Source organism: Protofrankia sp. CiP1_Cm_nod4, assembly GCF_982290645.1.
In genome coordinates this window covers 18,083-32,383 of the sequence record NZ_CEVIVC010000055.1, presented here as the reverse complement: position 1 = coordinate 32,383, position 14,301 = coordinate 18,083, and the positions used below count along the sequence as shown (strand labels likewise).

The following is a 14,301-nucleotide window of genomic DNA, read 5'->3' as shown; positions in this document are numbered from 1 at the left end:
CCTCAGCAGCCGCCAAGGATGCGCATCCACTGCTACGACGACAGCGGCGCATTCACATCCTCAACACCCAAAACCCCCAACAGCCAACAAAAGCCCCCGACGCACCCCTCCTTCCCCTTATCGATCATCATCAGATGATCGATAAGCCCACGTAACGGCCCACCCCTCCGCCAGGGGCCCCCAAATAGTGGCGAAAGCCGCTATTTGGGGAAGGGCCCCTCCGCCAGGGGCCCCCAAATAGTGGCGAAAGCCGCTATTTGGGGAAGGGCCCCTCCGCCAGGGGCCCCCAAATAGTGGCGAAAGCCGCTATTTGGGGAAGGGCCGCTATCCGGGGGGCCCCCAACGGCGGACGGTGTCGATGCGGGCGCGTAGCTGGGCGGCGGTGGCCTGGCCGGTTGCCGGGCCGCCGCAGGTCCGTCGCAGCTCGCCGTGGATCGCCCCGTGCGGGCGGCCGGTGCGGTGGTGGTGGGCCGCGACCAGCCGGTTGAGCTCCCGGCGGAGTTCGGCGATCACCTCGTGGGTCGGACGGTTGTCCGTGGCCTGCGCGGCCGGGCTGTCCGCCTCGGCGGCGCGGGCCGCCGGGACCGTCTGTCCGGAGGCGCCCGGGGCGGGGCGGCCGGCGGGGTCCTGGCGGCCCTCGGTGCGCTCCTGCCGGCGCCGGGCAGCGAGCTGGGCGGCTTCCCGCTGTTTGAGCAGGACGGCGACCTGGTCGGGCTCGAGCAGGCCGGGCAGCCCGAGGAAGTCCTCCTCCTCGGCGGAGCCGGCGGCGGCCTGGGTGCCGAACTCGCCGCCGTCGAAGATGACCCGGTCGAGATGCGCCGAGGAGCCCAGCGCGGTGAAGGACCGTTCGGGCAGGTCGGGGACGTCCCGGCGCCGGTTGGCCTCGCGCAGGGCGGCGTCGTCGAAGGCGTCCGGTTCGCGCAGGGGCTTGTCCAGCGCGTGGTCACGCTGGACCTCCATCTCGCCGGCGAGCGCGAGCAGCGTCGGAACGCTGGGCAGGAAGACGGAGGCGGTTTCCGCCCGGCCCCGGCCGCGGACGAACCGGCCGACGGCCTGGGCGAAGAACAGCGGGGTGGCCACGGAGGTGGCGTAGACCCCGACGGCCAGACGTGGGACGTCCACGCCTTCGCTGACCATCCGGACGGCGACCATCCACCGTTGCCGCGACTCCCGGAAATTCGCGATCTTCGAGCTGGCGGTGGGGTCGTCGGAGAGCACCACCACCGGCTCGGTGCCGCTGACCCGGCGCAGGATCCCGGCGTAGGCGCGGGCGCTGGCGTGATCGCTGGCGATCACCAGCCCGCCGGCGTCCGCCATCCCACCGGCCTGGATCTGGGACAGCCGGGTGTCGGCGGCGGCGAGGACGGCGGGGATCCAGTTGCCGCGGGCGTCGAGGGCGGTGCGCCACGCCGCGGCGGTCTGCTCGTTGTTCAGCGGCTCGCCGAGCCGGGCGGACAGCTCGTGCCCGGCGCTCGTCCGCCAGGTCATCTCCCCGGAGTAGGCCAGGAACAGCACCGGGCGCACCACCGCGTCACGCAGCGCGTCGGCGTAGCCGTAGGAGGAGTCGGCGACGCTGCGCGTCACTCCGTCCGGCCCGGGCAGGTAGGTGACGAACGGGATGGGGTTGACGTCCGAGCGGAAGGGGGTGCCGGTGAGCGCGAGGCGCCGGGTCGCGGGGGTGAACGCCTCCCGGACGGCGTCACCCCAGGACAGGGCGTCGCCGGCATGGTGGATCTCGTCGAGGATCACCAGGGTGCGGCGGCGTTCGCAGCGCAGCCGGTGCAGCGCGGGATGCGCTGCCACCTGGGCGTAGGTGAGCACCACGCCGGTGTAGTCCGAGGAGGTGGCCCCGGCGGTGTTGCGGAAGGCCGGGTCGAGGGAGATGCCGACCTCCGCCGCCGCGTCGGCCCACTGCCGTTTCAGGTGCTCGGTCGGCGCCACCACCGTGACCGCGCGCACCACGCCGTCGTGCAGCAGGTCGGACGCGACGCGCAGCGCGAAGGTCGTCTTGCCCGCGCCCGGGGTGGCGACGGCCAGGAAGTCGCGTGCGCCGGAGCCCGCCCGGGTCCGGTAGGTGGCCAGGGCGGCCTCCTGCCAGGCTCGTAACGGACGGCGATTCGCCGGGGACGGTGAAGCGTCATCGAAGAGGCCTGCACGCACAGGACAGACTCTACGGGCTGCCTGCCGCAGGCCGTCACCGGAGCTCACCGAGCGCGCTCGGAAGCATCCATTTCCCGCCTGCGAATGTGACCGACAGCACCCGGCATCACCGCATGTGCGGGAATCCACATGCATGTGTACCGGTGCCGGCCGGTGCGCTTCCCACCGCGCGCCGACGGGCGGCCGGGTGCTGTTCTCCGGTGCCCGCGCCCTGCCATCCGCGCTCCGCCATGTACGCACATTCAGTAAACGGCGGCCGGCGGGGCGCTGACGTGCCATCAACCATGTCGTCAACTGTGTCGCCGATAACAAAATTGCCGGGAAATGATTCTGGAACGCACGGGCCGGGCCGCGGGACCGGAGCCGTCCAGCCGCGCGAAGGGCGCCGCCCGGAGGCCGGACGGAACGGCGTGCTGCCGCCGTCCGGCTGCCGTACAACCAGGTCATTACCGCACAAGGCATGGCGGCGGGACGCGGGGCAGCGGCCGGCGGCTGCCACAGGCGGTGGGAGGGCGGCGACCAGCGGCCATAAGGCCATGGATAAACTCTTTTACCGGGGGGCCATACGGGGGCTGATGGACGGCGAAAGGCAGACGATGACTCCGGCGAGCAGTGCCCTTACGACTGCCGTTTCCCGTCCGTCCGTACGCACCCCCAACATCCGGCTGCGAAACTGCCGGGAGGAACGGGGCTGGTCGCAGGAACAACTGGCCATGGAGCTGCGTGACTTCGCCGCCAGCCGCGAAGGGCGTGAGGCCGGCGTCACCGGCAACATGGTCTGCAAGTGGGAGAAAGGCGACAAGAAGCCCAGTCTTCGTTACCAACGGCTGCTGGGAGCTCTCTTTCAGCGAACATCCGGGGAACTCGGGTTCATCGAGAACGACACCGCCCACACCGCCGGTACTACCAGCACCGCCGACATCGTCGGTACTGTCGGTGACATCGCGGCCGGGCCCAGGCCGGCGCACCTGTCCGGGCCGTCGCGGCCGGGCGCGGAACAGCGCCCCTTCCTCCGGCTGGTCGCGGCGGCCGAGGACGCCACGACCGTGTCGCCTGACACCCGGCCGCCATGGGAGCGACTTTCCGTGGCATTACGGCAGCAGGCCGTGGCCACCCCGTCGGTCGTCGGCAGTCTCTCCGCCCGCACCGCCGGCCTGTTCGGGCTGGAGGAGCGGGTACCGGCCCACCGGCTGATGGAACGGGTGACCGCGCAGCTGGCCGCCCTCAGCCGTCTACTGGAGGCCGCGCCACGCTCGGCGGTGCGCCAGGCGCTGGCTGTCACCGCCGGTGAGACCGCCGCGCTGGCCGGCTGGCTCGCCTTCGACATGCGCAACAGCGCCGACGCCCGCGCCTACTACCGCGTCGCGGCCGAGGTCGCCCAGGAGACCGGCGACGACGCCCTGCTGGCATGCGTGCTCGGCTACGAAAGCTTCCAGTCGAGTATGAACGGACGGCCGGACAAGGCCTGTGCGCTGCTCGCCGAGGCCCAGCGTCACGCCGCGCACGGCGGCAGCCCGATGACCTGCGCCTGGCTGGCCGCCCGGGAGGCCGAGGAGCAGGCCCACCAGGGGGACCGCGACGCGGCGCTGCGCGCGCTCGACCGCGCCGTCGACGCCTTCGAGCAGGCCACCCCGGCCGACGACCGGGTGTGGACGCAGTTCTTCGACCGTTCCCGCCTCGACGGGATGCGGGTCACCACCTTCACCCGGCTGCGCCGCCCGGACGCGGCCCGCGCGACCGCCCTCGAGGGGCTGCGGACGACCAGCCCGACCACCACCAAGAAGCGTTCCCTGCTGCTGAGCGCCGTCGCCGAGGTGCACATTCAGCAACGGGAGATCGAACAGGCCTGCCAGTTCGCCGCTGACGCCCTGGCGATCGTGGCGCAGACGGACTTCTCGCTCGGCCTGACCCGCATCCTGCACATCCGTGATCACCTGTCGCCCTGGCGCGGCATCCAGGCGGTACGTGACCTCGACGAGCAGCTGCGGGTTCTGGTCTGAACGCCGGTGACCGGTGGGAACGGGCTCCCGCCGGCCACCGGTGGCGTATCGGGCGGCACGCGGGTGGCGCGCCAGGCGGACGGGGATCAGCCCGGCCTGGTGCCGGCACGGTAGCAGTCGTAGACGCCGCCGACCGTCCGTACGGCCGCGAGCAGCGCGTCCAGCTGTGCCGGGCCGGCGACCTCGACGGTGAAACGGGCCCGGGCCACCCGGTCCTCGGAGGTGATCGAGGAGGCGGAACGGACCGTGGCCGACACATCCGAGAGCATTTCGGTGATGTCCGCGAGCAGCCCGTGGCGGTCGAACGCCTCGACCGCGATCTCGGCGGGGAAGGTGCCCTCGGCCGACGGGAGCCAGGACGTCACCGCGACCCGATGGCGGTCGCTCGCGGCGTTCACGCACCGCAACCGGTGCACGGACACGGCGGGGCTGTGCGTGCTGGTGAACCCGACGACGTCGTCCCCGGGCAGTGGGAGACAACAGCGGGCGGGACGGACCGGGACACCGCTGCGGCCGTCGATGGCGGCCGTCCCCGCCCAGGTGAGGGCCTCGTCCATGTCCCGTGACCGCCGCCGGCTCCGCCTGCTGTGGGCCTTGCGCGCCCCCGGATCCGGCGCCTGCGCCGGTGTGGGTGCCGGTGTGGGCAGAGCCGCCGGAACGGGCGGGCTCACCAGGCCCGCCGGGGATGGTGGGGCGGCGGGGCCGACGGCGGCGGCCACGGGCCACGGGGCCGCGGGCCACGGGGCCGTGGCCGCGGGCCGGTCGGAGGCTTCCGGGGCGGTGCCGGTGCCGGCCCTGGGGGCGGCGCCGACGCCGCTGCCGGCATCACTGTCACTGCCGTCACTGTCACTGTGATCACAGTCACTGTCATCACTGTTGATGTCACCGCCGGTGCCGATGCCGGTGCCGGTGTCCGGATGCTGGCTGCCGGGGGGGAGCGGGCCAGGATCCCGGGTATCGTCCTGGCGGGCATCCGGGTGTCCCGGCTGCCGGTCAGCGGGGTGTCCGGGATCCGGCTGCTGGCCGCTGGTCTCCCGCCGCTGCCTGGTCAGCCCACGGCGGATCCGTACCCGGGCCCGGGAGGTCTTGACGAAATCCAGCCAGTCCTCGGAGGGGCCGGCGTCCGGCAGCCCCGAGCGCAGGATCTCCACCACGTCGCCGTTGCGCAGCCGGGTGTGCAGCGGGACCAGCCGGCCGTTGACCCGCGCGCCGATGGCCCGGTGCCCGAGTTCGGTGTGGACGGCGTAGGCGAGGTCGACCGGCGTGGACCGCGCCGGCAGCGCGATGATCCGCCCCTTGGGGGTGAAGATGAGCACCTCGTCGGAGTCGAGGTCCGCCGACAGCGACTCCAGGAACTCGCCGGGATCCTTGGCGTCGCCCTCCCAGTCGAGCAGGCTGTGCAGCCAGGCCAGGCCCTCCAGCCGGGCGCCGTCCGCGGACGGCCCGACCGGCCGGGCGATGATCCCGGTCTCGGCGAGCCGGTGCATCGCGTCCGTACGGATCTGGATGTCGACGGGCTTGCCGGCCGGGTCCATGACGGTGGTGTGCAGCGACTGGTACATGTTGAACTTGGGCGTGGCCACGAAGTCGCGCAGCCGCCCCGGCGCCGGTCGCCACAGGGCGTGTACTTCCCCGAGCGCCTCGTAACAATCGGTGATTGAATCGACGAGAATCAGGACGCGGGCGATGTCGTTGTAGTCCCGTGCCTCGAAGCCGCGCTCCTGGGCCCGCTTGTAGATCGAGAAGAGGTGGCTGGTGCGGGCCGAGACCCTGGCGTCGATGCGCGCCTCGGCCAGGCCGCTGGCAAGCTTGTCGACGACCGAGGCGAGCTGGCCGGACTCACCCTCCGCGGCCGTGAAGGTGTCGACCACCGCCTGGATCCGGGTGTACTCGTCGGGATACAGGACGGCGAACGACCGGTCCTCCAACTCCCGCTTGATGACGTTCACGCCGAGCCGGTGCGCCAGCGGCGCGAGGATCTCCAGCGTCACCCGGGCGATGCGCGCCTGCTTGGGCGGGGACTTGAAGCCGAGGGTCCGCATGTTGTGCAGCCGGTCGGCGATCTTGATGAGCAGGACCCGGTAGTCCCTGGCCAGCGCGACGATCAGTTTCCGCAGCGTCTCGGCCTCGGCCGCGTCCCCGAAACGCATCTTGTCGAGCTTGGTCACCCCGTCGACGAGGTTGGCGACCTCCGGGCCGAAGTCCGCCGTGACGGCCTCCAGGGTGTAGCCGGTGTCCTCGACCGTGTCGTGCAGGAGGGCCGCGACGACGGTGGTGGTGTCCACCCCGAGCTCGGCGAGGATGTCGGTGACCGCCAGCGGATGGGTGATGTACGGATCGCCGCTGTGCCGCATCTGGCCGGCGTGCTGGCGGTTGGCGACCTCGTAGGCGCGGACGATGAGAGCGACGTCGGCCTTGGGATGGTGCTGGCAGTGCCTGTCGATGATCCCCCGCAGGACGGGTGGTACGAGTGGCTCCGGGGGCGAACTTCGGGCCGCCGCCACCCGGCGGGCGAGGTGGGCCAGCCGGCTGCCGGCCAGCCAGGCGGCCGCGAGGGTCCGTGAGGCGTCCTCCCCACCGCCGGCCTGCCCCCCGCTGGATCGGTCCATCCGCGCGGGCAGCGCCGCGCCCTGCATCCCGGCACCTACGATCTCAGCGTCCATAGTGCTCCCCCTCGATACGTCCCGGTGCCTCGGTGCGCCCCGGCGCGGAACAGCTCCGTGCCCCCGCCGTCCGCCGGTGACAGCCCCCCGTCACGGCGACATCGACGACGCGGACCCGGCCGGCGGCCCCTCCCGCCGGGAACCGCCGGATCCCCCCACCGCACCAGCATGGTCAGCACCTCGCCCCGGAGGCGATCCGGTAACAGTCGTGCACACCGTCGATCGAGCGCACGGCGTCCCGGATGTGGCCGAGATGCTTGGTGTCCCCCATCTCGAAGGTGAACCGGCTGACCGCGTGCTGGTCCTTGGTCGTCGTCACCGACGCCGAGAGGATGTTGACATGGTGGTTGGTCAACACCCGGGTGACGTCGGAGAGCAGACGCGTGCGGTCGGTCGCCTCGACCTGGATGACGACGAGGAACACCGACCCCGAGGAGGCGGCCCACTCGACCGGCACCGTCCGGTCACGAGAACTATTACACAAAGTAGCCAGATTCGGGCAGTCCTGGCGGTGGACCGAGACGCCCTTGCCCCGGGTGACGAACCCGGCGATCGCGTCCCCGGGCATCGGTGTGCAGCAGTGGGCGAGCTTCGACCACACGTCCTCGGCGCCGTTGACGATCACCCCCGGGTCGCCGGCCGTCCGTTGCAGGGCGCGGGTGGGCAGCGCGGTCTCGGCGACGTCCTCGGCCGCGCCCTCCGGCCCGCCCAGCGCGGCCAGCAGGCGGCCCACCACGTGCTGGGCGCTGATGGTCTTCTCACCGATCGCGGCGTACAGCGCGGAGACGTCCTGGTAGCGCAGGTCCCTGGCCAGGCTGGGCAGCGTGTCGCCGCTCATCAGGCGGGTCAGCGGCAGGCCGTGGCGGCGCATCATCCGGGCGATCGCGTCCCGGCCGGCGACGATGGCGTCCTCCCGCCGCTCCCGCGCGTGCCACTGACGGATCTTCGTACGGGCCCGGGAGGAACGGACGAAGGTCAGCCAGTCCTCGCTCGGGCCCGCCGAGTGCGCCCGGGAGGTGAAGATCTCGACGGTGTCCCCGTTGTCCAGCGGGGTGTCCAGCGCGACGAGCCGGCCGTTGACCCGCGCGCCCACGCACTGGTTGCCCACGTCGGTGTGGACGGCGTAGGCGAAGTCGACCGGGGTCGCCCCCTCCGGCAGCGCGATCACGTCCCCCTTGGGGGTGAACACGAAGACCTCGTCGGTGTGCAGGTCGAACCGCAGGCTGTCGAGGAACTCGCCGGGTCCGGCGCTCTCCCGCTGCCAGTCGAGGATCTGGCGCAGCCAGGCGGTCTGGTCACCCCCCGCGGAGGCGCGCCGGGAACGGCCGCCGCCCCGGGAGCCGCCGTCGGCGAGCCCGAGAGCACCCGCCCTGCTCTCCCCGGAGGGCCGGGCGCCGACGCCGTCCTCCTTGTACTTCCAGTGCGCCGCGATCCCGTACTCGGCCCGGTTGTGCATCGCGTGCGTGCGGATCTGCAGTTCGACGGGCTTGCCCTCGGGGCCGATCACCGTCGTGTGCAGCGACTGGTACATGTTGAACTTGGGCATCGCGATGTAGTCCTTGAACCGGCCCGGGATCGGCTTCCAGTTCGCGTGGATGGTGCCCAGGGAGGCGTAGCAGTCCCGCAGGGAGTCGACCAGCACCCGGATACCGACCAGGTCGTGGATGTCGTCGAAGGACCGGCCGCGGACCACCATCTTCTGGTAGATCGAGTAGTAGTGCTTGGGCCGGCCGGTGACGACGGCCCTGATCTTCGCCTCGGCCAGGTGCGCCTGCACCTGCGTCACCACCGCGGTGATGTAGGTGTCCCGGCTCGGCGCACGGTCGGCCACCAGCCGGACGATCTCGTCGTAGCGCTTCGGGTAGAGCGTCGCGAAGGCGAGGTCCTCCAGCTCCCACTTCAGCGAGTTCATCCCGAGCCGGTGGGCCAGCGGAGCGTAGATCTCCAGGGTCTCCCGGGCCTTGCGCTCCTGCTTGTGCTCGGGCAGGAAGCGCAGCGTGCGCATGTTGTGCAGACGGGCGGCAAGCTTGATCACGAGGGCCCGGGGGTCGCGGGCCATCGCGACCACCATCCGCCGGATCGTCTCGGCCTGGGCGGCCTCGCCGACCTTCACCCGGTGCAGCTTCATCACCGCGTCGAGCACCAGCGCGACGTGGTCGCCGAACTCGTCCTGGATGCGCTCAGGCGTCATGCCGGCCTGGCCGACGGTGCCGTGCAGGAGCGCGGCGCACAGGGTCGGCGTGTCCATCCCGAGATCGGCGAGGATGCTCGCGACCGCGACCGGATGGGTGATGTAGGGATGGCCGGAGAGGCGGACCTGGCCGGCGTGCACCCCCGCCGCGGTCTCGAAGGCCTGGTAGACCGGGCCGACGTCGGCCCGCGGATGGTTCGCGAGCAGGCCGCGCAGCACCGGGTCCAGCAGTGACGGCGGGGTCGCCCGATGCGACGCGAGCCTGGGGAAACGCCCGCGGACCCGGCGGGGCAACGGCGGCGACTCGTGCCCGAGGCGCGGGACCACCGGCGAACCGTCATCGGGACCGAACTCACCGTAGTCGACAAGGAGCCCGGGCTGGCGCGTCGGCGAGGCCGGGGCGCCAGCCCGGGCGGGCGGAGCCGAGGCCGGCACGGCAGGTGGAGCCGGCGGGGTGGGCGGAGCCGAGGCCGGCACGGCGGGCGGAGCCGGCGGGGCGGATGGAGCCGAGGCCGCGGACGGAACCGGCGGGGGCGGGAGAACAGCCGGCGACGAGGGAGCCGGCTGGACGCCGTTGGCCGGCCGGGCGCCAGCCGGCTGGACGTCAACCGGTGGCTGGGGGTCGGCCGGCCGCGGGTCAGCCGGCCGCGGGTCAGCCGGCCGCGGCGCACCGTCGGTTGTCTTGGCGCGTCCCGCCGAGGTCGCCTGCGGTGGGCGTCCCGGCCCGGCCGCCGGCGACAGCGCGCCAGCGGACGGGCCGCGGTGGCTGTCCCCGCGGGCGAGCACGGCGTATTCACCTGCCGCGGACGACCCCCGGACGGTCGTCGCGCCAGGCTCGGACGCTCCAGCCGTCACCGGGGCTGCCTCGGGCACAAGCCGCTCCTGCTTCATGTCGGACCCCTGAAGGCTAACGCTTCCGTGAGCCGGCCTCCTCCCGCAACCCCGGCCAATGCCCGTGGATCACACAAAGGTCACACGGCCGGGGTCATCGCGGCCAGGAACGCCGCGTCCGGGATCACCACGAACCAGGAGCGGCACGGCCGGGGCCGCCGCGGCCGGGGGCGCCGAGCTGACGAGGAACAGGCCCCGACCCTCAGACTTCCATGATCGATGATATCGCGAGCGGCGCGAGCCGGTCACGCCCGGACAGGAAGGTCAGTTCCATGAGCACGGCGAGCCCGACGACCTCCGCGCCCGACGCGCGGACCAGCTCGGCCGCGGCGGCCGCCGTACCGCCCGTGGCCAGCACATCGTCGACGAGCAGCACCCGGTCACCCGGCCGGAAGGCGTCGGCCTGCACCTCAAGGGTGGCGGTGCCGTACTCCAGGTCGTAGGTGCGGCTGACCGTCTCCCCCGGCAGCTTGCCCTGTTTGCGGATGGGCACGACACCCACCCCCGTGCGGTAGGCGACCGGGGCCGCCAGCAGGAAGCCGCGTGCCTCGATGGCCGCCACGACGGTGGGGCCGTAACCGCCCGCGGTCGTGGCCAGCTCGTTGATGACCACCGTGAAGGCGGCCGGCGTCCCCAGCAACGGCGTGATGTCCTTGAAGACCACCCCGGGCTGGGGGAAGTCCGCGACATCCCGGATGTGGGCCCGCAGCACGTCCGCGGCTGTGGCACCGCCAGCGGCCAGGCCGCTGGTGCCGCCGGCCGGTCCGATGGTCGTTTCGACTGGTTCGATGGTCGTCACCGCCGTTTTTTACCGCTGGGACGGCCTTTGCGGCCAGAACGCCGGGCCGGTGTCGGGCGCCGGCCCGCGCCGGGCCGCGGCGGCCGGACGCCGGCGACGGCCGGTTCACGGTCGCTGGCCGGCTCACCACGTCCACGATCGTCCGTGTCCGAGGGGGTGGTAACGGAATCGGGAAATCCGCTTCCCGGCCCCTGGCCGGCCGCCGCGGCCCCGCTGTCGGATGCGCGACCACCGACGGCGACCGCCGCCGCGGCCCTCGGCTGCCTGGCGGACTCCCGGGCGGCCGCCGCCCGCGCCCGGGCCACCCGCTGGTCGAGCGCCCTGACCGCCGGCTCGTTCTTCTTCAGGTCGACCAGCAGCGGGGTGGCGACGAACAGCGACGAGTAGGCGCCCGAAGCGATACCCACGAACTGGGCCAGGGCGAGATCCTCCAGGGTGCCGGCGCCAAGCAGGCCGGCACCGACGAACAGCAGCGAGGCGACCGGCACGAGCGCGATGAACGAGGTGTTGAGCGAACGCATCAGGGTCTCGTTCAACGCGTCGTTGGTGGCCTCCGCGTAGGTGCGCCGGCTGGCCGTGCTCATGCCGGCGGTGTTCTCCCGGACCCGGTCGAAGACGACGACCGTGTCGTAGAGGGAGAACCCGAGAATGGCCAGCAGTGCGATGACCGTGGACGGGGTGACCTGGAAACCGACCAGCGAGTAGACACCCATCGTGACGGCAAGGTCATGGACGAGTGCGGCCATGGCGGCGGCGGCCATCTTCCACTCGAACCGGACCGACAGGTAGACCATCACCAGCACCAGGAAGACCGCGAGCCCCTGCAGCGCCTTGCTGGTGATGGTCGACCCCCACGACGCGCCCACCGTCGAGATGTCGATGTCGGTCGGGGCGACCTCGAAACGCTTCTCGATGGCGCTCTGCAGCGCGCTGGCCTGCTCGGTGGAGAGGGTCGGGGTCTGCACCCGCAGCTGGTGGGAGGTGTCGAGCTCCTGGATGACCGAGTCCGCCGGGTCGACGCCGGCCGAGGAGAGGGTCTCCTCGGCCACGGTGACCGGCCTGCCCCCGGACGGGAACTGGAACAGCGCGCCGCCCTTGAAGTCGATGCCCAGGGAGAAGCCCCGGATCAGCATGCTGGCGACACAGACGACCAACAGGACCGCGGAGAAGGCGTACCAGATCCGGCGCCGGCCTACGAAGTCGACATGGGACTGGTTGCGGTAGAGCCGGCTGGCCCAGGACATCGCCTACTCCCCCTGCGCCGTGCCGGACGGGCCCGGCCGTGACGGCCGCGGACCGCGTGCCGAACGAAGATCGTGTGATCCCTGCTCCGGGTCACCGGCGGCGTCCGCCCCCGCCGCCGGGCCCCTGCCGGCGACGGCCTGGGCCGGGGCGGCCCGCTCCCGCCTGGCCAGCCGGGCCGGCGCGAGGGCGGCCGCCTCGCCCGGCTGGCCGCGGACCGCCGCGACCGTGAGGCCGGAGAAGCGGCTGGTGGCGAAGAACGGCCTGCGCACGAGCAGGGTGACCACCGGCTTGGTGAAGATGAACATGATCAGAACGTCTATCAGGGTGGACAGCCCGAGAGTGAAGGCGAACCCCCGGACGGAGCCGACCGACAGGACGTAGAGCACCGCGGCGGCGAGGAAGGAGACCGTGTCCGCGGAGAGCATGGTCCGCCGGGCCGACGGCCAGGCCCGCTCGGTCGCCACCCGCACGGTGCGGTTCTCGCGGACCTCGTCCTTGACGCGTTCGAAGTAGACGACGAACGAGTCCGCGGTGACACCGATGGACACGATCAGGCCGGCGATCCCGGCCAGCGTGAGGGTGAACCCGATCCACTCGCCGAGGAGCACGACCGAGGCGTAGACCAGCGCCCCGCTCACCGCCAGCGAGCTGAGCACGACTATTCCAAGGGCCCGGTAGTACGCGAACGAGTAGAACGTCACCAGCGCGAGACCGATGGCGCCGGCGAGCAGGCCGGCGTTGAGCGAGTCCTGCCCCAGGGTCGGGGAGATCGACTCGGCGCTGGACTGCTCGAAGGACAGCGGCAGTGCGCCGTAGCGCAGCACGTTGGCGAGATCCTGGGCGCTGGACTGGGTGAACGAGCCCGAGATCTGCGCGTCACCGGCGATCCGGTCGTTGGTGCTCGGGGCCGACTGCACCACCCCGTCCAGCACGATCGCCACCTGCTTGCCGAGAGTCCGCTCGGTCAGTTTGGTGAACGCCGTCTGCCCGCTGCCGGTGAAGCTGACGTTGACGACCCACTCGCCGGTGCTCACCGAGGTGGTGCCGCCGGAGCTGGCGAGCCCGGCCGTTGCCGACTTGACGTCGGTGCCGATCACCGTGGCGGGCATCAGCAGGTACTTGACGGCGCCGGAACGGTCACAGGAGGCCACCCAGTCCGTCGGCCGGTCGGTGGCGGCCGCCCGGCTGCGCACGTCCGACGGGGCGCAGGTCAGGCTTTCGAACCGGGCAACGACGTCGGCCGGTGGCGTGTCGGCGGCGGGCTGTGCTCTCTGCCCCGGGGCCGCCGGTACCGCGGCAGGGGGCACTCCGGGAGCTGGTGACGCCGAGGCGGCCGGTGCCGGCACGACCGAGCCGGCCGGGGCCGTCGGCGCGGCCTGGGCGAGCAGACCGGAGCCGACCACGTCCGGCCGGGTGGTGGTGGACGGGGACGGACCGGTGGTGGCGGCGGGCGGAGCTGACGCGGCGCCCGGTGCCCCGTGCGTGGCGCCGGGCACCGGAACCGTCGGGGTGGCTGTCGGAGCCGCTGAAGCGGCCGGCGGGGTGGCCGGCGCGGCCGGTATGGCGGCCCCGGAGGTGTAGACCTCGCGGAAGCGCAGCTCGGCGGTCTGCCCGACCAGTTGGACGACGTCGTTGCGGCCACGGCCGGGAACCGAGATCTCGATCTGGGTGTTGTTGCGTTTGACCTCGGCCTCGGCGACCCCGAGCCCGTTGACCCGCTCCCGGATGATGTCGACGGCCTTGTTGACCGCGCCACTGTCGACGCCCTTGCCGGGCTCGGTCGACCGGGGCGTGAGGATCACGCTCGTCCCGCCCTGGAGGTCCAGGCCCAGCTTCGGCGTCCACGTGGACGTCAGCGCCATGGAGCCGTAGAGCAGCACCACGATGCCGAAGAGGAGCCCGATCCGGGACCAGGCGGGGCTCAAGGCCTTACGCCGTCGCCCTGACCGTCGTGCCAACGGATATCCCTTCGTCACGCGCCGTCGCGCTCATGCCGCTTCCTGCCTGATTTCCTGCTGGACCTGCCCGGTGGACGGCCAGCCCGGCCACGACCGGCGGGACCGATGCGGACCGTCACGGCCGGGTGCCGACCGCGCCCAAGGTATCGGCCCAAGGTATCGGAACGACTGTCATGCCGGGGGCGTTCCGATACCACATCTGTAACGCCGATATCCACGTGTTCCTCGAAGCTGGCGCCGACCGGCCCCGGCGGGTGACCGGTGCTGGTCGGCGTGCCGTTCACCGCTCCGGCGTCGCTTCCCCGGGATCCTCGGACCTGCCGGCATCCGGCCGCCGGTGGCCGCCGGTCGTCTCTCCGCCGCCGGTCGTCTCTCCGCCGCCGGTCGTCTCTCC

At 72.4% G+C, this 14,301-nt stretch carries 7 protein-coding genes; 1 reads left to right on the top strand and 6 read right to left on the bottom strand.

Annotated features, from left to right (window positions below):
* Positions 1-324 precede the first annotated feature (324 nt).
* A complete protein-coding gene (locus AC5LSR_RS12700; protein WP_250284379.1) occupies positions 325-2,160 on the bottom strand; it encodes a DEAD/DEAH box helicase in 1,836 nt (611 codons plus the stop codon).
* A gap of 596 nt (positions 2,161-2,756) precedes the next feature.
* Here AC5LSR_RS12700 and AC5LSR_RS12695 point away from each other — a divergent pair.
* Positions 2,757-4,160: a helix-turn-helix domain-containing protein gene (locus tag AC5LSR_RS12695; protein WP_250291476.1), complete on the top strand. Its 1,404-nt coding sequence runs from the start codon at positions 2,757-2,759 to the stop codon at positions 4,158-4,160.
* 86 nt (positions 4,161-4,246) lie between these two features.
* On the opposite strand, the gene AC5LSR_RS12690 is transcribed toward AC5LSR_RS12695, so the two are convergent.
* The 5 genes from AC5LSR_RS12690 to secD form a co-directional block, all read right to left on the bottom strand.
* Positions 4,247-6,823, bottom strand: a complete 2,577-nt coding sequence (locus AC5LSR_RS12690) for a RelA/SpoT family protein (protein ID WP_250284384.1) — start codon at positions 6,821-6,823, stop codon at positions 4,247-4,249.
* A 172-nt stretch (positions 6,824-6,995) separates the two neighbouring features.
* Positions 6,996-9,233 (bottom strand): RelA/SpoT family protein, encoded by a 2,238-nt coding sequence (locus tag AC5LSR_RS12685; RefSeq protein ID WP_493468491.1) that lies wholly within the window; start codon positions 9,231-9,233, stop codon positions 6,996-6,998.
* A gap of 874 nt (positions 9,234-10,107) precedes the next feature.
* On the bottom strand, positions 10,108-10,674 hold the full coding sequence (locus AC5LSR_RS12680) for an adenine phosphoribosyltransferase (protein ID WP_250284391.1): 567 nt from the start codon (positions 10,672-10,674) through the stop codon (positions 10,108-10,110).
* 26 nt (positions 10,675-10,700) lie between these two features.
* Complete coding sequence (secF, locus tag AC5LSR_RS12675; RefSeq protein WP_250284385.1) at positions 10,701-11,948, bottom strand: protein translocase subunit SecF; 1,248 nt, start codon at positions 11,946-11,948, stop codon at positions 10,701-10,703.
* Between the two features lie 3 nt (positions 11,949-11,951).
* Positions 11,952-13,811, bottom strand: a complete 1,860-nt coding sequence (gene secD / locus AC5LSR_RS12670; protein WP_493468490.1) for a protein translocase subunit SecD — start codon at positions 13,809-13,811, stop codon at positions 11,952-11,954.
* Positions 13,812-14,301 lie beyond the last annotated feature (490 nt).

Coding starts and splice junctions, on each gene's coding strand:
- secF (WP_250284385.1), bottom strand. CDS start 11,948: ATGTCCTGGGCCAGCCGGCTCTACCGCAACCAGTCCCATGTCGACTTC.
- AC5LSR_RS12695 (WP_250291476.1), top strand. CDS start 2,757: ATGACTCCGGCGAGCAGTGCCCTTACGACTGCCGTTTCCCGTCCGTCC.
- secD (WP_493468490.1), bottom strand. CDS start 13,811: ATGGCGCTGACGTCCACGTGGACGCCGAAGCTGGGCCTGGACCTCCAG.
- AC5LSR_RS12690 (WP_250284384.1), bottom strand. CDS start 6,823: ATGGACGCTGAGATCGTAGGTGCCGGGATGCAGGGCGCGGCGCTGCCC.